General features: G+C 64.1%; 23 protein-coding genes. 9 read left to right on the top strand and 14 right to left on the bottom strand.

Annotation, left to right across the window (positions count from 1 at the left end):
* Positions 1-148: 148 nt before the first annotated feature.
* Genes LB558_RS09255 through LB558_RS09245 form a run of 3 tightly spaced genes read left to right on the top strand, consistent with a single transcriptional unit; the run spans position 149 to position 4,010 of the window.
* A complete protein-coding gene (locus tag LB558_RS09255) occupies positions 149-1,732 on the top strand; it encodes a sugar ABC transporter ATP-binding protein (protein WP_224697287.1) in 1,584 nt (527 codons plus the stop codon).
* A complete protein-coding gene (locus LB558_RS09250) occupies positions 1,729-3,045 on the top strand; it encodes an ABC transporter permease (protein WP_224697286.1) in 1,317 nt (438 codons plus the stop codon). The genes LB558_RS09255 and LB558_RS09250 overlap by 4 nt, the downstream gene beginning before the upstream one ends.
* On the top strand, positions 3,042-4,010 hold the full coding sequence (locus LB558_RS09245; protein WP_224697285.1) for a substrate-binding domain-containing protein: 969 nt from the start codon (positions 3,042-3,044) through the stop codon (positions 4,008-4,010). The genes LB558_RS09250 and LB558_RS09245 overlap by 4 nt, the downstream gene beginning before the upstream one ends.
* Positions 4,011-4,050: 40 nt before the next feature.
* Here LB558_RS09245 and LB558_RS09240 read toward each other — a convergent pair whose 3' ends face one another.
* The 6 genes from LB558_RS09240 to LB558_RS09215 are packed head-to-tail and all read right to left on the bottom strand — an operon-like array spanning position 4,051 to position 11,196.
* On the bottom strand, positions 4,051-4,512 hold the full coding sequence (locus LB558_RS09240) for a MarR family winged helix-turn-helix transcriptional regulator (RefSeq protein ID WP_127261615.1): 462 nt from the start codon (positions 4,510-4,512) through the stop codon (positions 4,051-4,053).
* On the bottom strand, positions 4,509-5,093 hold the full coding sequence (locus LB558_RS09235; protein ID WP_224697284.1) for an amino acid synthesis family protein: 585 nt from the start codon (positions 5,091-5,093) through the stop codon (positions 4,509-4,511). The genes LB558_RS09240 and LB558_RS09235 overlap by 4 nt, the downstream gene beginning before the upstream one ends.
* On the bottom strand, positions 5,086-5,970 hold the full coding sequence (locus tag LB558_RS09230; RefSeq protein WP_224697283.1) for a UPF0280 family protein: 885 nt from the start codon (positions 5,968-5,970) through the stop codon (positions 5,086-5,088). Before LB558_RS09230 ends, LB558_RS09235 begins: the two co-directional genes overlap by 8 nt.
* Entirely contained in the window at positions 5,970-7,511 is a 1,542-nt protein-coding gene (locus LB558_RS09225) for a 6-hydroxynicotinate reductase (RefSeq protein WP_224697282.1), read from the bottom strand. Before LB558_RS09225 ends, LB558_RS09230 begins: the two co-directional genes overlap by 1 nt.
* Positions 7,508-10,342, bottom strand: a complete 2,835-nt coding sequence (locus LB558_RS09220) for a molybdopterin-dependent oxidoreductase (RefSeq protein ID WP_224697281.1) — start codon at positions 10,340-10,342, stop codon at positions 7,508-7,510. Before LB558_RS09220 ends, LB558_RS09225 begins: the two co-directional genes overlap by 4 nt.
* Entirely contained in the window at positions 10,339-11,196 is an 858-nt protein-coding gene (locus LB558_RS09215; protein WP_224697280.1) for an FAD binding domain-containing protein, read from the bottom strand. The genes LB558_RS09220 and LB558_RS09215 overlap by 4 nt, the downstream gene beginning before the upstream one ends.
* Positions 11,197-11,453: 257 nt before the next feature.
* Here LB558_RS09215 and pncA point away from each other — a divergent pair, with 257 nt between their 5' ends.
* Positions 11,454-12,068, top strand: coding sequence for a bifunctional nicotinamidase/pyrazinamidase (gene pncA / locus LB558_RS09210; protein ID WP_224697279.1), 615 nt, complete (start codon positions 11,454-11,456; stop codon positions 12,066-12,068).
* Between the two features lie 204 nt (positions 12,069-12,272).
* A complete protein-coding gene (locus LB558_RS09205) occupies positions 12,273-13,718 on the top strand; it encodes a sodium:proton antiporter (RefSeq protein WP_224697278.1) in 1,446 nt (481 codons plus the stop codon).
* Here LB558_RS09205 and LB558_RS09200 read toward each other — a convergent pair whose 3' ends face one another.
* The 8 genes from LB558_RS09200 to gcvA form a co-directional block, all read right to left on the bottom strand.
* Positions 13,719-14,453 (bottom strand): ABC transporter ATP-binding protein, encoded by a 735-nt coding sequence (locus LB558_RS09200; RefSeq protein ID WP_224697277.1) that lies wholly within the window; start codon positions 14,451-14,453, stop codon positions 13,719-13,721.
* Positions 14,450-15,178: an ABC transporter ATP-binding protein gene (locus LB558_RS09195; protein ID WP_224697276.1), complete on the bottom strand. Its 729-nt coding sequence runs from the start codon at positions 15,176-15,178 to the stop codon at positions 14,450-14,452. Before LB558_RS09195 ends, LB558_RS09200 begins: the two co-directional genes overlap by 4 nt.
* A complete protein-coding gene (locus tag LB558_RS09190) occupies positions 15,175-16,137 on the bottom strand; it encodes a branched-chain amino acid ABC transporter permease (protein ID WP_224697275.1) in 963 nt (320 codons plus the stop codon). The genes LB558_RS09195 and LB558_RS09190 overlap by 4 nt, the downstream gene beginning before the upstream one ends.
* On the bottom strand, positions 16,134-17,015 hold the full coding sequence (locus LB558_RS09185; RefSeq protein ID WP_224697274.1) for a branched-chain amino acid ABC transporter permease: 882 nt from the start codon (positions 17,013-17,015) through the stop codon (positions 16,134-16,136). The genes LB558_RS09190 and LB558_RS09185 overlap by 4 nt, the downstream gene beginning before the upstream one ends.
* Positions 17,016-17,236: 221 nt before the next feature.
* Positions 17,237-18,577, bottom strand: coding sequence for an ABC transporter substrate-binding protein (locus tag LB558_RS09180; RefSeq protein WP_224697273.1), 1,341 nt, complete (start codon positions 18,575-18,577; stop codon positions 17,237-17,239).
* Between the two features lie 154 nt (positions 18,578-18,731).
* Positions 18,732-20,180 (bottom strand): hypothetical protein, encoded by a 1,449-nt coding sequence (locus LB558_RS09175; RefSeq protein ID WP_224697272.1) that lies wholly within the window; start codon positions 20,178-20,180, stop codon positions 18,732-18,734.
* Positions 20,181-20,361: 181 nt separating this feature from the next.
* Entirely contained in the window at positions 20,362-21,666 is a 1,305-nt protein-coding gene (pncB, locus tag LB558_RS09170; RefSeq protein WP_224697271.1) for a nicotinate phosphoribosyltransferase, read from the bottom strand.
* A gap of 136 nt (positions 21,667-21,802) precedes the next feature.
* Positions 21,803-22,777: a transcriptional regulator GcvA gene (gene gcvA / locus LB558_RS09165; protein ID WP_224697270.1), complete on the bottom strand. Its 975-nt coding sequence runs from the start codon at positions 22,775-22,777 to the stop codon at positions 21,803-21,805.
* A 254-nt stretch (positions 22,778-23,031) separates the two neighbouring features.
* Here gcvA and speB point away from each other — a divergent pair, with 254 nt between their 5' ends.
* The 4 genes from speB (at position 23,032) to LB558_RS09145 (ending at position 26,287) form a co-directional block, all read left to right on the top strand.
* Positions 23,032-24,093 (top strand): agmatinase, encoded by a 1,062-nt coding sequence (speB, locus tag LB558_RS09160; RefSeq protein ID WP_224697269.1) that lies wholly within the window; start codon positions 23,032-23,034, stop codon positions 24,091-24,093.
* 80 nt (positions 24,094-24,173) lie between these two features.
* Positions 24,174-24,980 carry a transporter substrate-binding domain-containing protein gene (locus LB558_RS09155; RefSeq protein ID WP_224697268.1) on the top strand — a complete coding sequence of 269 codons (807 nt, stop codon included), beginning with the start codon at positions 24,174-24,176 and terminating at the stop codon, positions 24,978-24,980.
* Between the two features lie 6 nt (positions 24,981-24,986).
* Positions 24,987-25,643, top strand: coding sequence for an amino acid ABC transporter permease (locus tag LB558_RS09150; RefSeq protein ID WP_127260882.1), 657 nt, complete (start codon positions 24,987-24,989; stop codon positions 25,641-25,643).
* Positions 25,640-26,287: an amino acid ABC transporter permease gene (locus LB558_RS09145; protein ID WP_013528435.1), complete on the top strand. Its 648-nt coding sequence runs from the start codon at positions 25,640-25,642 to the stop codon at positions 26,285-26,287. The genes LB558_RS09150 and LB558_RS09145 overlap by 4 nt, the downstream gene beginning before the upstream one ends.
* The last annotated feature ends 22 nt before the right edge of the window (positions 26,288-26,309 follow it).

The following is a 26,309-nucleotide window of genomic DNA, read 5'->3' as shown; positions in this document are numbered from 1 at the left end:
CCGGCCAATACGTACGGAATCCTGTCCTTTTAAGCAAGAATCGAAATGCATCAAACTTACTGCACCCTATATCGGCTTGACATGATCGAAACGTTTAGATTAGCGTTTGCGGGAAGTTGACGACGACGGAAGGGAGGCCGCCATTGTCATGCAAGAGAGCAGTTCCCTTTCCCCGCAGCACGATGCTGCCGATCGGTCGGACACAGTTCTGAGCGCCGAGCGCATCTCCAAGAGCTTCGGCGGCATCGCCGCCCTGGTCGATGTCGGCTTCGAACTGCGGCGCGGCGAGATTCATGCCTTGATGGGCGAGAACGGCGCCGGGAAGTCGACGCTGATGAAGATCCTTTCCGGCGTCTACACCGGCTATGAAGGCACGATCAGCGTCGATGGCCGCCCCGTCAGCTTCGCTGGGGTGCGCGAAGCCGAGGATGCCGGCATAGCCATCATCCACCAGGAGCTCAACCTGGTGCCCGAACTCAGCGTCGCCGACAACATCTTCCTCGGCCGCGAGAAGCTGATCGCCGGGCTGATCGTCGACCGCAAGGCGAGCAGCCGCGCGGCGGGTGCTTTGTTGCAGCGGCTCGGCATCGAACTCGATCCGCAAGCCCGCGTCGGCGCCCTGCGTGTCGGCGAGCAGCAGCTGGTCGAGATCGCCAAGGCATTGTCGATGTCGGCGCGCATCCTGATCATGGACGAACCGACCTCGGCGCTGTCGCCGGCCGAATGCCAGCGGCTGTTCCGAATCATCCGCCAGCTTGCCGACAGCGGTGTCGCCATCGTCTACATCTCGCACCGCATCGACGAGGTCATGCATCTGGCCAGCCGCGTTACCGTGTTTCGCGACGGCCGCCATGTGCTGACCGAGCCGATGGCCAGGCTCGAGGAAGATGCGATCATTTCGGCGATGGTCGGCCGAAACCTGCTCGCTTCCTCCCAGGAAGAGCGCAACAGCAGTGGCGAGATCGTGCTTTCGGTCGAAAACCTGTCGCTGTCGAAGCCCGATGCCCATGGCTGGCGCACGGTGATCGACGGCGTCGGTTTCGATCTTGCCGCCGGAGAAATCCTCGGCATTGGCGGGCTGCTGGGTTCGGGCCGCACCGAGATCCTGGAAGCGATCTTCGGCTCGAGCGATGGCCGCACCGGCGGCGAAATCCGTGTCGACGGCCAGCCCGTGGATATCCGTTCGCCGCGCGATGCAAGGCGGCTGGGCATTGCGCTGGTGACCGAGGACCGCAAGACGCAAGGCCTGCATCTGCAGGCATCGATCACGGACAATGTCGCGCTGCCGCTGGTCGGGTCGCTGGCCCGCTTCGGCATCCGCTCGCTGGCCGGCGAGCAGGGGCTGGCGCGGCAGGCGGTCAAGGCTCTCGGCATCCGCTGCCGGGACATCGATCAAACTGCCGGCACGCTGTCGGGCGGCAACCAGCAGAAGGTCGTCATCGGCAAGTGGCTGGCGACCAGGCCAAGGGTGCTGCTGCTGGACGAGCCGACGCGCGGCATCGATGTCGGCGCCAAGCGCGAGATCTACGACCTCGTCTTCAGGCTGGCGCGTGACGGGCTCGCCATTGCCGTCATCAGCTCCGAACTGCCGGAGCTTTTGCACCTCTCCGACCGCATCCTGGTGATGGCCGATGGCCGCCAGACAGGCATTCTTTCCCGCGATGCGGCCAGCGAGGAGGCCATCATGCGTCTCGCCGCCCCGCGCCGGACCATATCGAGACCAGCCGCATGACTGCCCTGAAACTCCTATCCCGGACCAAGCTCTATTGGGGCCTGATCGCCATCTTCCTGATCGGCGTGCTGGGCTCGCCGATGAGTTCGAAGGGCAACAACATCTTCCTCTCCTACGGCAATCTGCTCGACGTGCTGCGCCAGGTCTCGACCACCGGCCTGATCGCCACCGGCATGACGGCTGTCATCATCACCGGCGGCATCGACCTTTCGGTCGGCTCGCTGATGGCCATCTGCTCGGTGGTCTGCGCCATGCTGCTGACGGTCCCAGGCGTGACGCCGGGCGTCGTGCTGGGCGTGCCGACCGTCGCCCTGGTGGCGCTTTGCCTCGGTTTCGTTGTCACCCGTTTCATTTTCCAGAACCTGGCAAAGTCCCGAGCTGGCGCCGACCTCCTCCGTGAGATCAAGCTGGACGGGATTCGCGGCGTGGTCACGCCGGCCGTCGTCGGCGTGGTCCTGTGCTGCCTGTCGCTGTGGTTTCTGCTGCCGCAGATCGAGCCGAAATTCGGCGTGCTCGGCGTGCTGCTGGTGGCGCCATGCGTCGGCTTGCTGTTCGGCGCGCTCAACGGCTTCATCATCGTTGCCGGGCGGCTGCAGCCCTTCATCGTCACCCTGGCGATGATGGTGACGGCGCTCGGCATCGCACGGCTGACCGCCGGCCAGAACAATGCGGTGCTGCCTGTCTATACCGGCTCCAACGCGACCGCCGATTTCGAGATCCTGCGCTCGCTGGTGTTCGGCATCATCCCGATGCCGGGCCTGTTCTTCCTCGGCGCCATCGTGATCTATGGCGCGGTGCTGCGCTTCACGCCGTTCGGCCGCTATGTCTATGCCATCGGCGGCAACGAAGAGGCGGCGCGCCTCTCCGGCATCGCCGCCGGCCGCGTCAAGATCGCCACCTATGCCGTCTCCGGGCTGCTCGCCGGCATCGCCGCCGTGCTTTATGTCGCACAGTATCGGCAAGGCAAGCCGGATGCCGGCGCCGGGCTGGAGCTCGACGCCATCGCCGCCGTGGTCATCGGCGGCACCAGCCTGATGGGCGGGCGCGGCAGCCTCATCGGCACGTTCTGCGGCGTGCTGATCTTCGGCCTGCTCTCCAACATATTGCAGCTCCACAACATCAATTCGAACCTTCAGCTGGTGCTGAAGGGGATGATCATCATCGGCACCGTGCTCGTGCAGGAGCGCAATGCCGGTGATCTCCTGGCCTATCTGCGCCTGCCCGGCGGGCTATCGGCGCACAAGGAAACGGCCGCGGCAAAGCGGCCGTCGCAAGAGACACCGTCTCTCAATCTCGGAGGAAACAAAAAATGAAACGACGTGACATGCTGAAGCTGGCCGCAATAACCGCGGCACTGCTGACCACCACCGCGCTTCTGACCACCGGCAATGCCTTCGCGCAGGACAAGAAGTGGAAGATCGGCTTCTCGCAGGTGACGACCATCGAGCCCTGGCGCGCGCAGTTCAACAAGGACATCCTGGCCGAAGCCGCCAAGCATCCCGAGGTCGAGCTGATCATCACCGACGGCGAGGACAAGACCGAAAAGCAGGTCGCCGATGTCGAGAACCTGATCCGTCAGGAGGTCGATGCGCTGTTGGTGTCACCGAAGGAATCGGCCGGCCTGACCGGCGTCGTGCAGCAGGCGATCGACGCCAAGATCCCGGTCTTCGTGCTCGACCGCAATGTCGACACCAAGGACTACACGCAGTTCGTCGGCGGCGACAACGCGCTGATCGGCCGCGCGGCCGGCGAATATGCCGTCGAACTGCTTGGCGGCAAGGGCAAGGCTTCAGGCAACGTCGTCGAGATCTGGGGCGGCATGGGCACACAGCCGGCGCATGACCGCCATGACGGCTTCCACGAGTTCACCGACAAGGAACCGGGCATCAAATATCTGCTCGACCAGCAGTCGGGCGACTGGAAGCAGGACCAAGCCTATAATCTGATGGCCAACGCGCTGAAGAGCAACGAGAAGATCGATCTCGTGTACGGCCACAACGACCCGATGGCCTATGGCGCCTATCTCGCCGCCAAGGATGTCGGCCGCGAGAAGGACATCAAGTTCATCGGCATCGACGGTCTGCCCAACGAAGGCGTGCAGATGGTCAACAAGGGCGAGCTGACGGCGACCTTCACCTATGTGACCCCGGGCGCCGAAGGCCTGCGGCAGGCGATCAAGTTCCTCAACGGCGAGAAGGTCGAAAAGACCATCACTCTGCCGACAGAGAAGATCACCAAGGAAAATGCAGCCAAGGTGCTGAAGGACAACGGTCTCTGAGCCAAGCTTCCTGCCGGGTGCCTTTTTGGCGCCCGGCGGTCTAAGCCAGCTTCACCAGCAGCTTCATGAAGGTGGCGATCTCCTTGGCCGAGAGCGGCGCCAGCGTTTCCTGGGTTATCTCGCGGGCCAGCGGGATCAGGCGCTCGATCGCATCGCGGCCCTCCGCGGTCAGATTGACCAGCAGCCGCCTTTTGTCGACCTCATGCTTGGAGAGCTCGACCAGGCCGCGCGCCTTCAGCCGGTCGATGACACCCTTCACCGTCGCCGCATCCATGGCGATCAGCGTGCCGAGTTGGTTCTGCGAGGTCTCGCCGACGTCACGCAGCTTGGCAAGTGCAGCAAATTGTGGCGGCGTCAGGTCGCCGATATGCGCGGCAAAGATCGCGACATGGCGCTGATGCGCCTTGCGCAGGATGAAGCCGACCTGTTCCTGCAGGAGGTAATCCTGGTCGTCCGGCGCCTCGACCTCGACCAGCTTGAGCAGATTATCCTCGCCGCTCACCGCAAGCCATCCCAGGCTTTGATGTCCTCGGCCGCGAGACCACCCATGCGATTGTGGATGCGCGGGCCACAGGTCATGGCGAGGCAGAACAGGATTTCGTCGGGGCGCGGACCATCGGAGATGCCGACCTCCATGGCGTCGAAATGGCTGCGCACATAGGCGGCATTGATGTGGCCGAGCGGCACGTCGAGCTTCGAACCGAAAGCGCCGACCTTCTTCGCCGACGGCACGATCGCCTTGGCGTCGCCGAGCCGCTCGCGCATCGCGTAGCCGCCGGGCACATGCCAAAGCGCGCCATGTTCCAGCTCACCCGCCGTGCCGACAATGGCGCCCTTGCCGTAGCCGTCGATCTGCTTGACGTCGCCGCCGAGCGCCGCGATCAGCCGGTCGGCGAGCAGCAGGCCGAGCGGCTTCAGATCGTCCATGGCGCTCTGCAAGTCTTCGACATAGCGCCCGGCGAATGGGTTCTTGACCAGCGCCATGGCGGCGACGCGGCGGCGCGGCACTTTGGCCACTGGGCCGCCCTCGTGAAAGATCTCTTCGGTCAGCACCGCGATCTTGCGGATCGGAAACTCAGGCATGGGCAACTTCCTCCCTCGAACTTTTGTTGGGCGCGGCAAGCGCAACCGAGCCGCTGATGCGGATCTCACCGCCAAGAAACAGCGCCGATCCGGCGATCAGGCCGCGCCGGCGAAAATCTTCGGCGACGGCAAGGCCATTGTCCAGCGCCCGCGCCACCTCGCCAAGTGCAAGCGTGCCGACGCCTTGTGTTACCAGGCGCACGCCTAGATCGCTGTCGGGCGACAGTTCGTGTGCGGCAATGCGCTTGATGGCCGGATTGCCGGGCAGGTCCACCGCGTTGGCAATGAGCGTCGCCGCCGCATCGGCTTCGGCGCCAGTCCGCGCCAGCACGGTGACGGCGTCGGCAATGCCAAGCGAGAAGGAGCGGCCACGCCAGCCGCTGGTGGCAACGCCGCGAACGTCATTTTCCGCGCGGATCGTGATCCGGTCGGCCATGCCGTTGCCGGTGCCGGCGACCGCCAGACCCATCGACTGGCCCTTGCCGATATGGAGCGCGCAGTCGCCGCCATTGTTGACATAGGCGCGCTCGAGCTTGCGACCGGCAAGCAATGCGGCAAGCATTTCGTCGGCTACCGATCCTGCGACGGCGGCCATAGGTGTTATGAAGCATTCTGCCAGGGGCATGACGGCTGCTTCCATGCGGCGCGCCGTGGGGCCGGCGAAGGTGCGCGGCGCCAGGAAAAACGCCGGGAGCCGCAATTCGGGGAGTTCCTCGACCAACTCCATCAGGATCGTCTGGAAGCGCGTGACAGCTTGCGCGTAAGCGGCACGACACTCATCCGCGTCGCCAAAGGCCTCGACGATCAGATCGATCGGCCCGTGGTTGAGATGCAGTCGCTTGCCGTCCTGCAGCCAATGGGCTTGCGGGCCTTGCATCACCCGGCCCCGTTCGAACCGGCACGACGTAGCTGCGCCAGTGGCGGCCATGGATTGTTGGCTTCGGCGCCTGTGCCGCGGCGCGGATTCAGGTACTCACCGCCTTTTGCGACAATATCCTCGACGCTGCGGATTTCGGCCTCGTACCCGCCGAGCCTGACATAGTCGTCGCGGCGCAGCGTGAATTCGATAGGCGCCACCAGCGCTGGCGTCGGCACATAGCCGAAGGCACCTTCAGGCACTCTGGTGACATCGACCATCAGCGTGATGCCGCCGCCCGGCCAGACATAGACCGGGGCGCCGCCGACCGTGACATAGGTGGTCAGGCCCTGAACCGAGCGGGTGAGATTGACAGGGTTTTCGGTGACGCCGGCGCGCAGCGAACCGCCGGCGCCGCCAATGAACAGCACAGTGCACAAAGCCGGCTCGCAATTGTCCTCGATCAGGCCGACAGACTTTTGCAGCCGTTCGGGGAAAGGTTTTTGCACCGCTTTCAGCTCGTCATCGAGCTCGTAATAGGCGAACTGCTCGCCGGTGGTCGAAACCATCAGCAATGACAGGCCCGGACGCGCGCCCTTCTTGGCATTCCACTCGCCGAGGATCGACAGCGGGTCGGAAATGCTGGTGCCGCCCCAGCCGAGGCCGGGCTCGGAGACCTTGAAATAGCGGCCCGGCGTCGAACGACGGCCGATGATCTTTATCCCGGTATCCTGCCAGCCCAGCACCTTGCCGGCCTGGTGCTCCGAGACGACGCCGGTGATGTGGTCGTCGACCACCACCACTTCGTCGACTAGGCCGCGCCATTGCGTGGCGAACATGCCGATGGTGGCCGAGCCGCAGCCGACACGCATGCGGTGTTCCTGCTTGCCGTCGATGACTGGCGGTTTGCCGGCTTCAACGATGATGGTGGCGCCACCGTCGATGGCCAGTTCCACCGGCTTGCGGTTGCACAGATTGAGCAGCGCGTCGCAGGTCGCCCGGCCTTCGGCCTTGGAGCCGCCGGTCAAGTGATGCACGCCGCCCAGCGACAGCATCTGCGAGCCATACTCGCCTGTCGTGACATGGCCGATCGGCTCGCCTTGCGATCGCACAATAGCCGTCTCGGGTCCTATATGCCGGTCGGTGTCGATCTTCACCTTAACGCCGCAATAGGAGAAAATGCCCTCGGTGACGACGGTGACGAGATCGACGCCTTCGACCTCCTGGCTGACAATGAACGGGGCCGGCTTGTAGTCGGGGTAAGTCGTGCCGGCGCCTATTGCGGTGACGAAGCGGCGGCCGGTGTTGACCAGTTCGCCGTCCCACGCCTCGCCCTCGGCAACGAATGGCACGATTGCCGCGCCGGCCTCGGCCGCATGGTCGAGGATGGTCAGCGGGTCCATCCGCACGATCCTGCCGCCGACATTGCCGTAGCGGTCGCAGGCGCCGGTGCGCCCATCTGATATGTAACACATCACCGGACAGGCATCGCAGCGGATCTTCTCCGCCACCAGCTTCTCGCCGGGATCATGGGTCTCGAAGCGTTCGGCAAGCTCGCTCATCGGCGTGCCTCCTTTTCGCGGATGCCATCTTTTTCGCGGATGCCAGCGCGGATACGCGTCGGCGTCGCCGGGACTTTGGTGACCAGAACACCGGTGGCATGGCGGATGGCGTTGAGGATCGCCGGCGCCGTGGGGATCAGCACATGCTCGCCAAGTCCCTTGGCGCCGAAGGGTCCTTCCGGATCCGGAACTTCTATCAGAATGGTCTCGATCGGCGGCACGTCGCCAATGGTCGGGATCAAATAGTCGTGCAAATTCTCGGTGCGGCCGGGGATGTACTCCTCCATCAGCGCCATACCGATGCCTTGCGCGATACCGCCTTCGATCTGGCCTTCGACCAGCAGCGGGTTGATCGCCTTGCCGACATCGTGCGCGGCGGTGATCTTGATCAGCTTCACCGTGCCGAGCTTGAGGTCGACCTCCAGTTCGGCGATCTGCGCGCCATAGCCGTAAACGGCGTAGGGTTTGCCCTGGCCCTTGGCGTCGAGGGGCAGCGTCGGCGGGTCATAGGTCTCCTCGGCGCGGAAGACGAGGCCTTCGGCATCCACGTCCAATGTGGCGAGGTCGATGCGGCGCGTGGCTTCGCCCTCGCGGATGACGATCGCCTCGCCTTCGAGTTGCAGGGCTGCGTTTTCGGAAACATTGGCGAAACGCAGGATCTTTTCGCGCAAGGCGCGGCCGGCCTTTTCGGCGGCCTTGCCGGTCACAAAAGTCTGGCGCGAGGCCGAGGTCTTGCCGGCATCGGGGCTGATCTCCGTATCGGCGCTTTTCAGCCGGAATCTCTCAAGCGGCAAGCCGAGCGCGTCGGCACAGATCTGGGCGATGACGGTGTTTGAACCCTGGCCGATATCGACGGCGCCCTGGTGCAGGATGACCGTGCCATCAGCCGCGATGCCGACCCGGATTGTCGACGGGTTGGGCAGCGAGGTGTTGCCGCAGCCATACCAGCAGGACGCGACGCCGACGCCGCGCTTTCTATCCCTGTTGGCACTGTTGAATGCCTCCGCGTCAGCTGTCGCGCGCACCCAATGCGGCCGCAGCGATTCGAGGCATTCGGCAATGCCGACGCCGGACTCCAGAAGCTGCCCGGTTACCGTTTCGGAGCCGTTCCGAAGGCAGTTCTTCAAGCGAAAATCGAGCCGGTCGATGCCGAGCTTGCCGGCCAGCTCGTCATAGAGCGTCTCCTGCATGATAGTCGCCTGCGGTACGCCGAAGCCGCGGAAGGCACCGGAGATCGGCCCATGGGTGTGGATGGCGCGGCCTTCGGCGCGGTAATTCGGCGTCGCGTAGGGTCCGGAGGCGTGCACCGGCACGCGGTTGGCCACGGTAGGGCCCCAGCTTGCATAGGCGCCGGTGTTGAAGTCACCTTCGAAGATCATGCCGGTGACAAGGCCATCGGCATCGGCGCCGATGGTCGCTTTCATTTCGGCCGGATGGCGCTTGGTGGTCGACATCATCGATTCGGTGCGGGTGTAGGCAAGTGCCGCCGGCCGCCCCGTCTTCATCGCCACAAGTCCGATCAGCGGCTGCAGCGAAACGTCGAGTTTGGAGCCGAAACCGCCGCCGGTCGCCGTCGGCACGATACGCACCTTGTCGACGGCAAGGCCAAGCACTTTTGCTGTCTCGTCGCGGTCCATGTAAGGCGCTTGCGTGCAGGCGACGACCACCAGCGTGTCGCCGTCCACATAGGCGTGGCCGGCCTCCGGCTCGATATAGGCGTGCTCGACATAAGAGGTGTCGATGGCGCCGGACACGGTGAAAGCTGAACCGGCAAGGGCAGCTTCCGGATCGCCGCGTTCGACGAAGCCGGAAGTCAGCAGGTTTGCCGGCCGGTTCTCATGAATGAGCTTGGCACCGCCAGCGCGCGCTTCGCAGGATTGGAGAACATGCGGCAATTCGGTCCAGCGGATCGGAAAATCCGAGAGGTCGATATCGAGCATCGCCTCACGCTCGCCAGCGACCAGCGCCACCGCCTCACCGCGAAGGCGAGCAAACCCCTCAGCCAGAGCCGGCTGGTCGGCAAACGGGCCGATGACGCCGAAACAGTTTTTTCCCGGAATGTCGGCTGCTGTGAAGACATCGGCGATGCCGGGATGCGCCTTCGCCCAGCCGTCGAGGTCACCGAAAGCGAAGCTGGCGTGATGATGCGGCGAGCGGACCACCAGCACGGCCAGCGCATCAGCGGGGAAGGAATCGCCGCCGAATTTCTCAGCCCCGGTAACCTTCGGCACGCCGTCGAGCCTGATCGGCGAGAAGCCAATCGCATGGCCGGATCGAGGCAAGCGGAAATCCAGGCTTGCTGCTTGCAGCGAGGCATCCATCACTGCGGCAATGATCTTCCGGTAGCCCGTGCAGCGGCACAGAATTCCGCCGAGCGCGTCCTGTACCTCGACCTCGGTGGGGCTCGCCTTCTTCTCCAGCAACGCCGTCGCCGCAACCAACAGGGCGGGCGTGCAGATCCCGCACTGCGCGGCGCCGTGGGCGAGGAAAGAGGCCTGCAACGCCGACAGCCGACCGTTGGCAAGCCCTTCGACTGTCGTCACCGATGCGCCGGCGACGGACGCAGCCGGCATCAGGCAGGCGCAGACGGGATCGCCGTCGACCAGCACCGTACAGGCGCCGCAGTCGCCGGCGTCGCAGCCTACCTTGGTGCCGGTCAGCAGCAATTCATCGCGCAGCACCAGGGACAGCCGGCGCAGCGGCGGCACATTGACCGAGACGGCGGTGCCATTGACGTCGAAGGCGATATCGGCGCGCTCAGCGCCAAGGCCAGGCCGGATGGCGCCCAGATCCGGCAGGGGTTCGCTCGCTTCAGGTTGAACTTGGCTCATGCCGCGGCCACCTCGTCGCCAGTCGTCCGCCCCACAGCCGCAAGCACGGCGCGGGCAACAATCTCGCGCACCGCGTCGAGCCGGTATTCGGCGCTGCCGCGCACATCGGCGATGGGCGACAGTTCAGCCATTGGCGCGGCCAGGACCGCGTCGGCAAGTCCGCCGTCCACCGGCAGCCCGCACAACGCGGCTTCGACGCCGGCCAGCCGCCTGGCCACCACCGAACAGGAGCCGGCGGCGACAGCGGCGTCACTGACGATGCCATCCTCGACGACCAGACGCGCCGCCACCATGGCGATGGAAATGACGAGATAGCGCCGGGCGCCGAGCTTGACGAAAGCCGACGTGCCGCTGGGCTTCGGCACGCGGATGGCCGTCACCATCTCATGGGGCAGCAGAGCCGTGCGGCGGTTGCCGAGAATGAAGTCCTGCAGCGGCAGGTGCCGCGTGGCCGCCACCGAGCGCAACTCGACCTCTGCATCGAGGACCAGCAGGGCCGGCGCCCCGTCGGCGGCAGGCGAGGCGTTGCAGAGATTGCCGGCGACCGAGGCGACATTCTGGATCTGCGCCGAGCCGACCTCGCGCGCCGCCTGTTTCAAGGCATCGAAGGCCGGCGGCAAGGGGTGGCGGACGATGTCGGTCCAGGTCGTGCGCGCGCCGATGACGAAATGGTCGCTCGTCTCGGCAACGCCGCGCAGCGCCGCCAGGCCGTTGATATCGAGAACATTGTCCCGGACGGGTTTGCTGCCCTGTGCCGGATAAAAATCGGTGCCGCCGGCGAGGATGCGCCAGGCGTCCTCGCCAAGCAAAGCGAGCGCTTCGTCGACCGAGGTGGGTTTCGCGTAACGGATCACGCTTTGCCTTCCAAAAGAGGTCTTCCAGAAACGGGTGTTTCGAAAGGCCCTGCCGGCATCGACGCCGGGAAAAATCATTCGTATGCAAATGATATCAAGACGGCAGGATTTGTCAAAGCCCGAGTTTGCAGCGGCCCGACCGGCACGCATTTGTTATGTCGCGAGAGGTTGACGCCGCCGGCCATCTGGTCAAGTTTCTGCGTCCGGTCGCGTCAGCGGCATTTTCCACTGGAGCCTGCATACGGAAGAGGAAGCCCATGGCCGACGAAGCGCTTGTCGTCATCGACCTGCAGAACGACTTTTGTCCCGGCGGCGCGCTGGCGGTTGCCGGCGGCGACGAGATCGTGCCGCTGGTCAACGACCTGATCCGGCGAACCGACCATGTCGTGCTGACGCAGGACTGGCATCCCGCCGGTCACTCCAGCTTCGCTTCCAGCCATCCGGGCGCGCAGCCCTTCACCATGATCGAGATGCCGTACGGCCAGCAGACGCTGTGGCCGGACCACTGCATCCAGGGCAGCCTGGGCTCGGATTTCCATTCCGGCCTCGCCTGGACCAAGGCCGAGCTCGTCATCCGCAAGGGATTTCGGCCTGATATCGACAGCTACTCGGCCTTCTTCGAAAACGATCGCACGACGCAGACCGGCCTTGCCGGTTACCTCCGGGAGCGCGGCATCGACGCGCTGACCCTGGTCGGGCTGGCGACCGATTTCTGCGTCGGCTTTTCGGCGCTGGACGCCGTCAGCCAGGGCTTCAAAACCACAGTGCGGCTCGATGCCTGCCGCGGCATCGATCTCAACGGTTCGCTCAATGCCATGCTGCAGCGCATGCGCGACGCCGGCGTGACTCTCGAAGACCCTTTGTCGGATTGAACGGATCGTGGGGCAACAGGTAAAGATCCGATGTTTAAAGGCAGGATTGTTGCCTTCGGCGAAGGTCCCCCTCACCCGGATTGCCAACCGAATTTCGAAGAGCAACTCGGGTCAATCCGACCTCTCCCCGAGGGAGAGGAGGCTGCCGGCGCCGAAGCTCGTCTCTTCTCCCCAACGGGGAGAAGGTGGCCGCGTAGCGGCCGGATGAGGGGGCCTTTTTCATATCCGATCCCCCTGTTGGCTGCATGCGGTGCGATAATTGCCGCCGTGCTGTTCCCGGCACAGGCTTTCGCGGCGGAGGAACACGGCCTGCCCGGCGCTTCGATGCTGCTGTGGTGGGCACTGCCCTTTGCCGGGCTGCTGTTGTCGATCGCCACCGGTCCGCTGCTGTTTCCTCATGTCTGGGAGCATCACTACGGCAAGATCACGGCCCTTTGGGGCGCTCTGGTGGTCCTGCCGCTGGCGGCTGCCTTCGGTGTACCCACAGCGACCGAAGCGGTGCTGCATGCGTTGCTCACCGAATACATGTCGTTCATCATCCTGCTGTTTGCGCTGTTCACCATTTCGGGCGGCATTCTCATTGCCGGCAACATTCACGGCACGCCGCTGGTGAATGCCGGCCTGCTGCTGGTCGGCGCGCTGCTGGCATCGGTGATAGGCACGACCGGTGCCTCGATGATCCTGATCCGGCCGATCATCCGCGCCAACGATAACAGGCCGTTCAACGCCCATGTCGTGATCTTCTTCATCTTCCTGGTGTCCAACATCGGCGGCTCGCTGACGCCGCTTGGGGATCCGCCGCTGTTCGTCGGCTTCCTGCGCGGTGTCGACTTCTTCTGGACAACCGCCAATCTCTGGCGCGAGACGCTGTTCGTCGGCGGTGCCGTGCTGGCCGTCTTCCTGGGCATCGACATCGTCCTGCATCAGCGCGAAAACGGTGCGCCGAAGATCAAGGATCCGACGCCGGATACCAAGGTGCGTCTGCGCGGCCTGGCCAACCTTCCACTGCTGGCGGGCGTGATCGGCGCCATCCTGCTGTCGGCAACTTGGAAGCCGGGCGTCAGCTTCTCCGTGTTCGGGGTCCGCCTGGAACTGCAGAACCTGGTGCGCGACGCCATGATCCTGGCGCTCGCCTTCCTTTCGCTCGCCGTCTCGCGCAAGAGCCACCGGGAGGCGAACGGCTTCAACTGGGGACCGATCGCGGAGGTGGCGAAATTGTTTGCCGGCATCTTCATCTGCATCGTGCCGGTCATCGCCATCCTGAGGGCCGGCGATGAGGGCGCGCTCGCGCCGCTGGTCGCGCTCGTCACCTCCGCGCAAGGCACGCCCAACGACCTCGCCTATTTCTGGCTGACAGGGGCGCTGTCGTCCTTCCTCGACAATGCGCCGACCTATCTGGTGTTCTTCGAGCTTGCCGGAGGCGACCCACGGCACCTGATGACGGAGTTCGCCTCGACGCTTGCCGCGATTTCGGCCGGCGCCGTGTTCATGGGCGCCAACACCTACATCGGCAATGCGCCGAACTTCATGGTCTACGCCATCGCCCGACATCGCGGCGTGAAGATGCCGGGCTTTTTCGGCTATATGGCATGGTCGGGCCTGGTGCTGATCCCGATCTTCCTGATCGCGGGCTTTCTGTTCTTTGGGTGATCAGCCCACGCCGACATAGCGCCTGACCGCCGAAGGGTCGGCGCGCAGTTCCTCGACATCGACCGTCTCGCGGTTGCGGCCATTTTCGATGAAGGCAACGCGGTCGGCGACCGAAAGCACTGCATCGACACGCTGCTCGACGAGGATGGTCGAAACGCCCATATCGCGCAGCTTCGACACGGTCTCGCGGATCTTGGCGATCATCGACGGCATCAGCCCTTCGGTCGGTTCATCCAGCAGCAGCACGTGCGGTTCCAGGCACAGCGCGCGCGCCATTGCCAGCATCTGCTGTTCGCCACCCGACAGCGTGCCGGAACGTTGCCGCAGCCGCTGGCGCAGCAGCGGAAAGAGGTCGAGGACATTTTCCCGCGCGGCCTTGCCCTTGCCGCGCGCCATCAGCCCGATCTCGATGTTTTCCGCCACCGTCATCTCGGCGAATAGCCGTCTGCCCTGCGGCACATAGGCGACGCCCGCCTTGGGCACTTCATGCGCGGGCAGGCCGGTCAATTCCTGGCCGTCGAGCCTGATCGAGCCGGCGCGGGTCGGAACCAGCCCCATGATCGCCTTCAGCGTCGTCGTCTTGCCGGCACCATTGCGGCCAAACAGGCACAGCACCTCGCCCTTGTTCAGCACCAGGTCGAGGCCATAGAGCACCTGGACCTCGCCATAGAAGCAGTCGAGCCCCGAAATAGTGAGTGCTTGAGACTTCTCTTCGGCCTTGTTTGTTTCGGTCATGGGGCGGTCCCCAGATAGGCTTCCTGCACCGCCGCGTTCTCGCGGATTGCCTCCGGCGCGCCTTCGGCCAGGATCTTGCCGGCATTGAAGACGGTGATGCGGTCGGCCAGCTGCATGACCACAGGCATGTTGTGCTCGATCAAAAGCACGGTGGCGTTCTTGGCGATCTCGCGCACCAGGGTGATGAAATTGTCGATCTCGCTGTCGGCCAGGCCTTGCGTCGGCTCGTCGAGGATCAAAAGGCGCGGCTTCAGCGCCAGGCCCATCGCCACTTCCAGCAGGCGCTGATGGCCGTAAGACAATTGCCCGGCCGGCATGTGGGCGCGATCGGCCAGTCCGGTGGGTTCGAGTGCGGCCATGACAGCGGCCTGTATCGCGCTCCTGGAATGGCTGCCATGCCGCAGCGTCAGCTGCGCGGGCAGCGCGACGTTGGCGTAAACGGACAGGTTGGCATAGACGCTGGTGAGCTGGAAGGTGTAGGCGATGCCCCTCCGGACCCTGACATAGGCAGGCAGACTGGTGATGTCGGCGCCGTCGAAGACGATCGCGCCCGAAGATGGCTGGATGCGGCCGCTGACCAGGCTGACAAAGGTGGTCTTCCCCGCCCCGTTGGGGCCAATGACGGCGCGGATCTCGCCCGGCATCAGCGCGAAATCGACATTGTCGACGGCGCGCAGACCACCGAAATTGCGCGACAGGCCCTTGGTCGTCAAAAGCGGCATCATGGCAGCCACCCGAGCCAGCGCTGGCGGATGCTGCCCAGAATGCCTTTCGGGAAAAACAGCACCAGCAGGATCAGCGCAATGCCGACGATCAGCAGATAGGCGGAGGTGTAGCCGCTGGTGATATCAATGACATAGTACATGAACAGCGTGCCGATCAGCGGCCCGAGCGTCGTCGCGGCACCCCCCAGCAGCACCCACAGCAGCGGCAGGATCGAATACTGCACCGACGCGAAGCTCGATCCGACATAGCCGAACAGCAGCGCATAGGCGGCACCCGAGGCCGCGCAGATGATGCCGGAGATGACGACGGCGGCGAGCTTGTTCGAAAACGTATCGTAGCCGAGCATCTTCGTGCGCTCCTCATTCTCGCGGATGGCGACCAGCACGCGGCCATAGCGGGAGCGGACGATGGCCAATGTGACGAGCAGCACGATGGAATACAGCGCCAGCGCTGTCATGTAACGCACCGTCGGATTGGTGAGTTCGAGCGATGTCGCGCCAAAGCTGAGCACCCGCTCCGGCTGCGGCACGACCATGCCCTGGTCGCCGCCGGTCCAAGTCGCGAAGTAGAGGATGAGGAGGTAGAACACTTGAGCGAACATCATGGTGACGATCATGAAGGCGACGCCCGTGGTGCGCAACGCCAGCAGGCCGATTACGAGTGAAACAACAACACCACAGCCGAGGCCCGCGGCGAATGCCGCTGGTACGCTCCAGCCGAGCTGGATGACGGCAAGGCCGGCGCCATAGAGCCCGGCGGCAAAGAACATCGCATGGCCGAGGCTGAGCAGGCCGACATAGCCGAACAGCATGTTGTAGCCCATGGCAAAGACCGCCAGCACCATGATGCGGGCAAGCAGGCCGTGATAGTAGTCCGGCAGCAGGAAGCTCAGCACGAACAGCAGGGCGACGACGCCGAGATGCAGGGCATAGGCTTTTACCGGCGAAGCTTCGCTCATCGCGACGTCGTCCCGAACAAGCCTTGCGGGCGGAACACCAGCACCATGGCGACCAGGAGCGTGGCGATGATCTTGGCCAGCGTCGGCGAGAAGAACATCGAGATGATGCCGTCGGAAAGACCGATCAGCACGGCGGCGACGACCGTGCCGCGTAGCGAGCCGAGGCCGCCGATGATGACGACAATGAAGGAGAGCAGCAGCGGATCCTGCCCCATCAGGTAATGCGCCTGGCTGATCGGCACGATCAGCACCGCGGCAATGGCCGCCAGCATGGCGCCGAGCGCGAAGACGCCGCCATAGACGCGGCCGACGGGGATGCCGAAGGCCTGAGCTGTCTCGCTGTCATACTGCGTGGCGCGCATGATGAGGCCAATCCTGGTGCGCGTCAGCACCAGCCATGTCCCAAGCAGCAGCAGGGCGGAGGCGGCGATGACAGACAGTTTGTAGCCGGAGTAGCCGAACCACGGCAAAAGGATGCGGTAGCTGAAAGGCGGCTCCACCGGTCGCGCCTCCGGACCGTAAAAGGTCAAAGCCAGCTGCTGGATGATGTAGAGCATGCCGATGGTGGCGACGATGGTGGCTTCCGGATTGTAGTTGAGCCGGCGCAACACCAGCCTCTCGGCAACCAGCGCAATGGCGCCGACGATCAGCGGCGCGATCACCAATGCCGCCAGGAAGCCGAGCGCCGGGTGGCCACCGATCGCCGTGGTGATCGCCCAGGCGAGCACGGCGCCCAGCATGAAGAACTCGCCATGCGCGACATTGACCACCCGCATGACGCCGAACACCAGCGACAGCCCAAGCGCCGTCAGCGCCAGCACCGCCGATGTGACGAGGCCTTCGAGGGCAGCGAGGAGAAGATGGGGACCAAAGTGCATCGGTTACACGCCCAAGGCAGGCGCGAGGCGCACCCCCCTCTGTCCTGCCGGGCATCTCCCCCTCACGGGGGGAGATTGGCTGTCCCCACTGCCTTCGCCAATAGCCAAGGGTGATAAATGGCCGCCTTCGCAAGAACTGCCGATCTCCCCCCTTGAGGGGGAGATGTCCGGCAGGACAGAGGGGGGTGGCTTGGAGCCCACGCTTACAGACGAAGCTATGTCTAAAGCGCCTGCGTCGTGTAATCCCCTTCGGCCTCGTAAAGCCCGTCCTCGATCTTGGTCTTGTGCACGACCTTCAGCTTGCCGCCTTCGACCTTGGAGATGTTCTGGATGCCAAAGCACTGGTGGATCTTGCCGTTGAAGGTTTTCGGCCCCTGCGGATGCTCCGGACCTTCGGCGAATTCGGTCAGCGCTTCGGTCGCCTCGACCAGCTTGGCACGGTCTTCCGGTCCCTTGTAGCCGGCGTCTTCCATCGCCTTCTTGACGACATAGAGCGTTTCCCAGCAGCCGAACATGTGGGCTGCCGTGGAGACATCCTTGGGGTCGCCGACGGCAGCACCATTGTCGTCGATGCCGACAGCGGCGCGATAGGCCTTCTGCGCCTCGGAATCGTCGGCCTGCGCATAGCGTGGCGAGCCTTCCCAGAAATGGCTGCCGTCCAAAAATTCGAGGCCGGGGCTGTTGATGTCGGTGGCTTCGAGCGAATCGATGAAGCCGAACAGTTGCGGTCGGTTGGAGCCGTAGAACTCGCCGAGTTCCTTGACGAAGGTGAGCACGGCCGGGCCGACCATGACGTGGTAGATCACCTCGGTCTCGGCCGGGATCTGCGGGAAGTACTTGGTGAAGGACGACTCCGTCGGCGGGATGGCGATCTGCGCGATGACCTCGGCGCCTTGCGCCTTCAGTGCCGGCGGCAGGTAGTCGCGATGGTCGTAGCCGAAGGCGAAATCGGGGAAGATCTGCGTCACCTTCTTGCCGGCATTGGCCGCGATCCACGGCGCCATCGACTGGATCTGGCTCTTCACGTCGGTGATGCCGGGCTGGAAGACATAACGGTTCAGCTTGGTCGAGGCGACGTGGTGACCTTCGCTGACGACGAAATAGGGCATCTTGTTTTCGCCGGCGGCGGGCGCGGAGCCGATGACGACATGCGAAAACAGCGTGCCGAAGACGATGTCGGTCTTGTGCTGGGTGGCGAACTTGCCGACCACCTCGGCGCCACGGCCGGGATCGGTACCGTCATCCTCGATGATCACCTCGACCTGACGGCCATTGATGCCGCCGGCGGCGTTGATTGCCTTGACCGCGGCAGCGGTGGTCTTTTCGTACCAGCGGCCATAGGCGGCGCCGATGCCGGTGCGGTGCGACTGGAAGCCGATCTTGATCGGCGCCGAACTCTGCGCCTGGGAATAGCGGACGAAGCCCGGTGCTACGGCGAGGCCGGCGCCCGCGGCCAGACCCTTCAGCGCCGTGCGGCGGGTGAGGCCAGTCTTGGAGGTGAGGCCAGTCTTGGAGGTGAGGCCAGTCTTGGAGAGGTCAAAAAATCCGTTCTTGTCAGCCATGTTCGTTCCCCTGTTTTTCAGTTTTGACCAACGATAAGGCGGCTTCGGCATCCTCGCTCAGAGGACGCAAAAAATTGCATGTGTACAAACTAAATCACCAAAGCCTTGATGTGGCAAGCGAGCTTTCCCCAACGACATCGGGGCCGCCCTTTTCTCATCCGGCGGTCGGCGTGGCAAGCAACCAGAGGCCGAACACCGTATAGGCAATCATCAGCAGAGTGAGCGGAAACTGGCTGAGCGCGGCACGGGCAGGCTGCGGATGCAGCCGCCAGGCGAAGCCGTGGGCAACGAGGACGGCGAGCACATGGCCAAGGATGATGGCGCCGGCCTGGACATTCCACAGCCACCACGCCGAGTCCGCCCCGGCAACGATGCCGGCCTCGATCTGCATGTCGGCGGTGCCGAACAGGTTCCAGCCCAGCGCGAACGGGTCGGAAAGGGCTGCAAGCGCATACTGGCCGTCGACGAGCAGCGCCGCCAGATAATGCGCGACGTGATAGGCAAGCGCGATTGGCACGATCGACCACACCAGCAGGCCGGCCGCCTGGGCAAGGGTGTGATCGCCCTTTGCGAGACGCCGGCCGAGCCAGACGGCAAGCAAGAACACCGCCGCCAGCAGCACGAATGTCAGCACGATCCCGAGAGTGCCGCTGCCGGTCAGCGCGGTGCGGCCGGGAAATTCAAGCGGATTGATGCCGAACAGGCCGAGCCAGAAGAACGTTTTCGACAGGCCGTCGAAGGATACAGATGAGAGGGCCAGCAGCAGGAAGGCGATGCCGCTGGTCGGCAGCGGCTCTGCGGCGAGCAGTTTGGCGCCCGGCCAGCAAAGCGCAAGCCGGCCATGTTCGTTCCGTTCCACGATTGCGAAGCGCGCCACCATCGAAAGGAAGACCGTCAGGAATTCACCGCTGCGGCTCCAGGCGCGATAGCCGAACGCCAGCATGGCCAGGAAAGTGAACAGCCAGTAGAGGCCCGCGGCCAAGGCCAGTCGAGCCGGATCGTCGGGCGCCGGATCGATGAGTTCGAACCAGGCAAAGGCGAAGAACAAGATGACAGCCGGCCAGCAGCCCAGCCAGCGGGGCAGGCGCCATCTTCCTTCCTTGTTTCTGCCTGACAGGCGAGAGACGAGACGCCATGGCCCATACCAGGGGTTGAGCCACGACCAGAGATCGCCGAAGACACCTTGCAGCAAGGTGACGCCAGCCCATAGCAAGGTCCAGATCACCAGAGGCAGCGGGTTGGAGAGCGGGTCGCGACTGCCGAAAAAGCCGGCGGTGATGAGGATTGCAAAGCCGGCGAAGGATATCAGGCTGATGGTGGTGTGGGCGGCGTCGCCGAGCGCGAATAACGGCAGGCGGCGGCGCCAGAAGCGATCGAGCGAATCCGCCGGCAACAGCGCCAGGACGAGGAAGCTGACGGCAACGGCGAAGGCGCCGCCGATCAGATAGTAGCCGGTCGGCAGGAGCAGGACGTGGCCTCGGTCGGAGGCGTGGGCGAAGGCGGGGATGGGGAGGGAAGCGAATAAGCAAGTGAAGCTTGTCTTTAAGAGGCAACAACCTTCGCCGCCGCGATCCTTCACACCCCCCTCCGGCCTGCCGGCCATCTCCCCCGCAAGGGGGGAGATCGGATGTCGTCCAGGCTTTCGCCAATTTTCAACGTCGGAGAAAAAGGCGGGCCGGTCGAAGCGGCCAATCTCCCCCCTTGCGGGGGAGATGTCCGGCAGGACAGAGGGGGGTGTGAACGAATGCGACTTGGCGGTCATGTCACTTGCGACCACACTACCCTCACACCTTGACCAGTTGCTCCACGCGATCCTTCTCGCCAAAAATCCTGAGATAGCGCTCGATCTCTTCCTCGTCGCCCGTCGCCTTGGCCGGGTTGTCCGACAGCTTCACCGCTGGCTTGCCATTGGCCTCGGTGACCTTGCAGACCAACGATATGGCATCGAGGCTGTTGGTTTCCGTCGGCGCACAGCCCTCGAAATCATTGGTCAAATTGGTGCCCCAGCCGAACGACATGCGCACCTTGCCCTTGAAGTGGCGGTAGGTTTCCTCGATCGTCTCGACCTCGAGCCCGTCGGAGAAGATCAACAGCTTCTGCTTGGGATCCTTGCCCTTCTCGCGCCACCAGGACAGGATTTTTTCGCCGCCCTCGATCGGCGGCGCGCTGTCGGGGCGAAAGCCCGTCCAGTCGGCCACCCAGTCCGGCGCGTCGCGCAGGAAGGAGGCGGTGCCGAAGGCGTCGGGCAGCACGATCAGCAGATTGCCGCCATAGTAACGCTGCCAGTCCTGCAGCACCTTGTAGGGCGACTGTCTCAGCTCTTTTTCCGAATTGGCGAGGGCGGCGAACACCATCGGCAGCTCATGTGCGTTGGTGCCGAGCGCTTCGAGGTCGTTGTCCATGGCCAGAAGCACGTTGGAGGTGCCGGTGAACGCCTCGCCGATGCCTTCCTTCAGCGCCTCGACACACCAGCGCTGCCACAGGAAGGAATGGCGCCGGCGCGTGCCGAAGTCCGAGATGCGGATGCCGGGCAGCGCCTTCAGCCGCTCGGTCTTGGCCCACATCTTGGCCTTGGCGCGGGCATAGAGCACATCGAGCGCGAAGGGGCCGAAGGCCCGCATGGCCGCGCGAGATCGGAGTTCATTGATGATGGCGAGCGCAGGGATCTCCCACAACGTGGTGTACATCCACGGCCCGCTGAAGGTCAGCTCATACTGTCCGTCGCGCTTCGACAGCTCATATTCGGGGAGCCGGAAGCCTTCCAGCCAGGCGAGGAATTCCGGCTCGAAGATCTGCTTGCGGCCGTAGAAATTGTTACCGCCGAGCCAGATCATCTCCTTCTTGGAGAAGCGCAGCGTGCGGGCATGGTCTAGCTGTTCGCGCAGTTCGCCTTCATCGATCTCGTCGGCAAGCCGCACCGAAGTCGTGCGGTTGATCAGCGAGAAGGTGGTGTCGACCTTGGGATACATGCCCCAGATCATCTGCAGCATCAAAAGCTTGTAGAAATCCGTATCGAGCAGGCTGCGCACGATCGGATCGAGCTTCCAGGTGTGGTTGTAGACGCGCCGCGCAATATCGGTCTTAGCCATGTTTCAACACCGCCTTCGCTGCCTGCCGTCCACAATCGCGACAGGCCTCATAGCATCGAATCGGCCGGAACGCTGCCCGCTTTCAGGCTGGCCTGACAAAAAGAGCTGCCTGCATGCGGCGGCGCGCAGCTTGGCATCAGCTTGCGGATTTGCCGCCCATCACCCTGAGCGCCGGACGTTTGCGGCGGCTGACGATGCGGCCGGCCACCGGGGCATCGGCGCGGCCGTCATCCCCGGCCTTCTCGGCAAACAGCCAGTCGATGAACACCTGCACGATCGGCGTCGCCCGCATCTCGTTGCGGCAGACGACATAGAAATCGTCGACCGCCGGCACCGACAGGCTGAATGGCGCGACCAGCATGCCCCTGGCCAGCAGCGCGCTTGCCGTCACGGAGTCGCCCAACGCCACGCCATGGCCATGCACCGCCGCCTCGGTCGCCATACGCGCATCGCCGAGATGGTGGCGGCGACCCCGCTCCAGGTCCAGCGCATCGGCGGTCGCCAGCCAGGTGTGCCATTCGCGGCCGTCATCGCCATGCAGGAAGACATGGTCGGCGAGATCCCTGACGCTGCGGATCGGCCGGTTGTTGATCAAGGTCGGGCTGACCACGGGAAACAGTTCGAGGCCCGACCATTTGCGCATCCAGCAATCGGTCCAGCTGCCGTCGCCATAATGCACGCAGACATCGATGTTCGGCGCCCGCAAATCCTTGGGATCGTTGGAAGGAATAAGCGTCAGCCTTATGTCGGGATATTGCGCCATGAAACTGCCGAGCCGCGGTGTCATCCACAACAACAGAAGCGCCGGCACGCAGGAGACCGAAAGTGTGCCGCTGCTCGCCGGCCTTGTCATGCGCTGGGTGGCGGCGGCGATGCCGTCGAAGGCGGTCGACACCGCCGGCAGAAGCTCCGCGCCATGCGGTGTCAGTTTGACCCGCTGGCCGACCCGCTCGAACAGCTTGACATTGAGCGACTGCTCGAGCGCCTTGATCTGGTGGCTGACGGCGCCATGCGTGACGTTCAGCTCACTGGCCGCCTTGGTCAACGAGCCATGCCGGGCCGTTGCCTCGAAGGCGCGCAACGGGTTGAGGGGCGGCAGGCGATTGGTCATGAACATCCATCGAAGCGCGATCCCGAAAAATGGAGGCCGGATGAGATCGTGCTCTGGGTTGATTGTGAGATTTTCTCACAGAAAACACCCTAACAATATCAATTGATTTTTCAATGCCGCTGCCAGACACTGAGCCCGGAACAGCATCAAGACGTGAAATCTGCAGGCAGCCAGCGGGACAGCGGCCCGGCCGGATGACGGTCGGTCGCAGGCGTCACCCGCGCCGGCACTGTATCAGCCCAGGAGGAGCGGACATGGGATACGATCGCGGCAAGCTCGACGCGTTGCGTCGCAAATATGGTGAAAGCCATGGCGGCGAGATGTTCGACCCGAAATTCCGCAAGGTCGCCGACAAGATATTCTCCAAGAGCGGCACGCGGCTGGCACCCTACTCAGGCATCCCGACCTTCCTCGCCGCGCCCTACCGCGAAATATCGGCCGAGAATCCGGATTTCGGCGACCTCCAGGTGGCGATGATCGGCGTGCCGATGGATCTCGGCGTCACCAACCGGCCAGGTTCGCGCTTCGGGCCAAGGGCGTTGCGCGCCATCGAGCGCATCGGCCCCTACAATCACGTGCTGGAATGCGCGCCGACGCACGAACTCAGGGTCGCCGACATCGGCGACACGCCGTTCCGCAGCCGCTACCGGCTGGAGATCAGCCATGAGGATATCGAGCGCCGCACCAACCAGATCGTCGATGCCGGCGTCATCCCGCTGTCGATCGGCGGCGACCATTCGATCAGCCATCCGATCCTGAAGGCCGTCTGCAAGAAAGCTCCGGTCGGGTTGATCCATATCGACGCCCACTGCGACACCAGCGGCCTGTTCGACATGACCAAGTTCCACCATGGCGGCCCGTTCCGCAACGCGGTGCTTGACGGCGTGCTCGACCCGACGCGCACGATCCAGATCGGCATCCGCGGCTCGGCCGAATATCTGTGGGAGTTCACCTACGAGTCCGGCATGACCGTGGTGCATGCCGAGGAGGTGACCGGTCTCGGCATTCCGGCCATCATCGAGAAGGCGCGCAGAATAGTCGGCGACGGGCCGACCTATGTCTCCTTCGACATCGACAGCGTCGATCCGGCCTTCGCGCCCGGCACCGGCACGCCGGAAGTCGGCGGTCTGACGACGCGCGAAGTGCTTGAGCTGCTGCGCGGCCTCAAAGGCCTCAACATCGTCGGCGGCGACGTCGTCGAGGTGGCGCCGCAATATGACGCGACCACCAACACGGCCCATGCCGCCGCACAGGTGCTGTTCGAGATATTGAGCCTGATGGTGTTCAGCCCGGCAATCACAGGCAAGGGCGTCTGAATTTCAGAAAAGCAAGGCGGCCGCCGCGCTGGAGCCGGCGACCGTATCCAACAAACAAGCTTCCAGACAGGGGAATAACAATGACAATCCGAAAGACATTTTCATCCATCGCCGCCGTGCTGATGCTCGGCACCGCCGGTTTCGGCCTTGCAGTTCAGGCCGCCAGCGCCGATGCGCTGGCGGACATCACCAAGGCCGGCACCATCAGTGTCGGCGTCTTCGCCGACTTTCCGCCCTTCTCCTCGGCCAGCGCCGACATGAGCCTCAAGGGCTATGACATGGATGTCGCGCAATACATTGCCGATACGCTCAAGGTGAAGCTCAACCCCATCGCCGTTACCGGCCAGAACCGCATCCCGTATCTGAACGACAAGCGCGTCGACATCCTGATGAGCGTCGGCTACTCGAAGGAACGCGAGCAGGTCATCGATTTCGCCGCCGCCTACGCGCCCTACTACATCGCGGTGATCGGTCCGGCGGCACTTGCGGTCAAGGGCAAGGAAGACCTCGCCGACAAGTCGATCGCCGTCAATCGTGGCACGCTGGAGGACACGTCGCTCACCGAAGCAGCACCGGCGTCGGCCGACATCAAGCGCTTCGACAACTACAATTCGGTGATCCAGGCCTTCATCTCCGGCCAGACGCAGCTGATGGTCGTCGGCAACGATGTCGGCGCGCAGGTGCTTGCCAAGCAGGACGCGCTGAAGCCGGAGCAGAAGTTCCAGCTTCTGACCTCGCCTTCGCACATCGGCCTCAACAAAAACGAGGACAGCCTGAAGAAGGCCGTCAACGATGCGGTCGCCAAGATGCTGGCCGACGGCAAGCTGGACGAAAGCTCGAAAGCCTGGCTGAAGACGCCGCTCAATCCCGACAACCTCAAGGATTGAGTTTCCGTGGCCTTTGCCTGGCTCCCGGGTGCCCTGGGCGACATCGCGCACGGCGCGGCCACGACGATCCTGTTGATCGCCGTGACCACGCTGGCCGGAACGCTGCTCAGCATCCTGGGTGCCGCGGGGCGACGAAACGGCCCGGTGCTGCTCAAGCGGGCAATCGCCTGTTACGTCGAGGTGATGCGCAACACGCCGTTCCTGGTGCAGCTGTTCTTCATCTTCTTCGGACTGCCCAGCCTGGGCATCCGGCTCGACCCGATCCTGGCCGCCATGCTGGCGATGACGCTCAACATGGCGGCCTACACGATCGAGATCGTCGGCGCCGGGCTTGACGCCGTGCCCGGCGGGCAGACGGAAGCAGCGCTTGCGCTTGGCCTGCGGCCCCGCCAGGTCTTCATCAAGATCGTGCTGCCGCAGGCGCTCAAGATTATCTATCCCGCGCTCACCAGCCAGATCGTCATCATGATGCTGGAATCGGCTGTCGTATCGCAGATCGCCGTGCGCGAGCTGACCTACGAGGCCGACATGCTGCAGGCGCGCACCTTCCGTTCCTTCGAGACGTATTTCGTCGTGACGCTGGTCTATCTTGCTCTGTCGATGGCCTTGCGCCGACTGCTGGTGTCAGGCGGACGCCGTGCGCTCGGAGCCGGCGTGTCATGATCGAGTTCACCTTCTGGGACATCGTGCGCAACCTGCTGCTCGCCGCCCGTTGGACGGTGCTGCTATCGCTGGCCGCCTTCATCGGCGGCGGCATCGTCGGCATGATCGTGCTGTTCTTCAGGATCGCCAAGAACAAGTGGAGCAGGCGTGTTGCTTCCGGCTACATCGCCCTGTTCCAGGGCACGCCACTCTTGATGCAGCTGTTCCTGATGTTCTTCGGCCTGCCGATGCTGGGTCTGCGCATCGAACCCTGGACGGCGGCGGCGCTCGGCCTGACCTTCTTCGCCAGCGCCTATCTCGCCGAGATCTGGCGCTCTGGCGTCGCGGCGCTACCCCTCGGCCAATGGGACGCTGGCGCCAGCCTTGGCCTGCACTATCTGCAGGAGCTGAGGCTGATCATCCTGCCGCAGGCCTTTTCGATCACCCGCGCACCCACCGTCGGCTTCCTGGTGCAGCTGATCAAATCGACGGCGCTGACCTCGATCATCGGCTTCGAGGAGTTGGTGCGAACCTCCAACGCCATCAACAATGCGACCTTCGAACCGTTCAAGGTCTACGGGCTGGTGGCGCTGATCTTCTTCGTCATGTGTTTTCCGCTGACGCAATACGCCCGCAGGCTCGAGAAACAGGCGGCTGCTCGCTGACGCGCCAAGGCAGCGCTCGATT

Origin of the sequence: Mesorhizobium sp. CO1-1-8 (assembly GCF_020164875.1) — a bacterium.
Lineage (GTDB): Bacteria > Pseudomonadota > Alphaproteobacteria > Rhizobiales > Rhizobiaceae > Mesorhizobium.
This window is presented reverse-complemented; position numbering and strand designations above follow the sequence as displayed.

Bases quoted from the DNA above. Each gene is read 5' to 3' on its own strand.
- LB558_RS09255 (WP_224697287.1), top strand. From the start codon at position 149: ATGCAAGAGAGCAGTTCCCTTTCCCCGCAGCACGATGCTGCCGATCGG.
- LB558_RS09250 (WP_224697286.1), top strand. From the start codon at position 1,729: ATGACTGCCCTGAAACTCCTATCCCGGACCAAGCTCTATTGGGGCCTG.
- LB558_RS09245 (WP_224697285.1), top strand. From the start codon at position 3,042: ATGAAACGACGTGACATGCTGAAGCTGGCCGCAATAACCGCGGCACTG.
- LB558_RS09235 (WP_224697284.1), bottom strand. From the start codon at position 5,093: ATGCCTGAGTTTCCGATCCGCAAGATCGCGGTGCTGACCGAAGAGATC.
- LB558_RS09230 (WP_224697283.1), bottom strand. From the start codon at position 5,970: ATGCAAGGCCCGCAAGCCCATTGGCTGCAGGACGGCAAGCGACTGCAT.
- LB558_RS09225 (WP_224697282.1), bottom strand. From the start codon at position 7,511: ATGAGCGAGCTTGCCGAACGCTTCGAGACCCATGATCCCGGCGAGAAG.
- LB558_RS09220 (WP_224697281.1), bottom strand. From the start codon at position 10,342: ATGAGCCAAGTTCAACCTGAAGCGAGCGAACCCCTGCCGGATCTGGGC.
- pncA (WP_224697279.1), top strand. From the start codon at position 11,454: ATGGCCGACGAAGCGCTTGTCGTCATCGACCTGCAGAACGACTTTTGT.
- LB558_RS09205 (WP_224697278.1), top strand. From the start codon at position 12,273: ATGAGGGGGCCTTTTTCATATCCGATCCCCCTGTTGGCTGCATGCGGT.
- LB558_RS09200 (WP_224697277.1), bottom strand. From the start codon at position 14,453: ATGACCGAAACAAACAAGGCCGAAGAGAAGTCTCAAGCACTCACTATT.
- LB558_RS09195 (WP_224697276.1), bottom strand. From the start codon at position 15,178: ATGATGCCGCTTTTGACGACCAAGGGCCTGTCGCGCAATTTCGGTGGT.
- LB558_RS09190 (WP_224697275.1), bottom strand. From the start codon at position 16,137: ATGAGCGAAGCTTCGCCGGTAAAAGCCTATGCCCTGCATCTCGGCGTC.
- LB558_RS09185 (WP_224697274.1), bottom strand. From the start codon at position 17,015: ATGCACTTTGGTCCCCATCTTCTCCTCGCTGCCCTCGAAGGCCTCGTC.
- LB558_RS09180 (WP_224697273.1), bottom strand. From the start codon at position 18,577: ATGGCTGACAAGAACGGATTTTTTGACCTCTCCAAGACTGGCCTCACC.
- LB558_RS09175 (WP_224697272.1), bottom strand. From the start codon at position 20,180: ATGGCCGGCAGGCCGGAGGGGGGTGTGAAGGATCGCGGCGGCGAAGGT.
- pncB (WP_224697271.1), bottom strand. From the start codon at position 21,666: ATGGCTAAGACCGATATTGCGCGGCGCGTCTACAACCACACCTGGAAG.
- gcvA (WP_224697270.1), bottom strand. From the start codon at position 22,777: ATGACCAATCGCCTGCCGCCCCTCAACCCGTTGCGCGCCTTCGAGGCA.
- speB (WP_224697269.1), top strand. From the start codon at position 23,032: ATGGGATACGATCGCGGCAAGCTCGACGCGTTGCGTCGCAAATATGGT.
- LB558_RS09155 (WP_224697268.1), top strand. From the start codon at position 24,174: ATGACAATCCGAAAGACATTTTCATCCATCGCCGCCGTGCTGATGCTC.
- LB558_RS09145 (WP_013528435.1), top strand. From the start codon at position 25,640: ATGATCGAGTTCACCTTCTGGGACATCGTGCGCAACCTGCTGCTCGCC.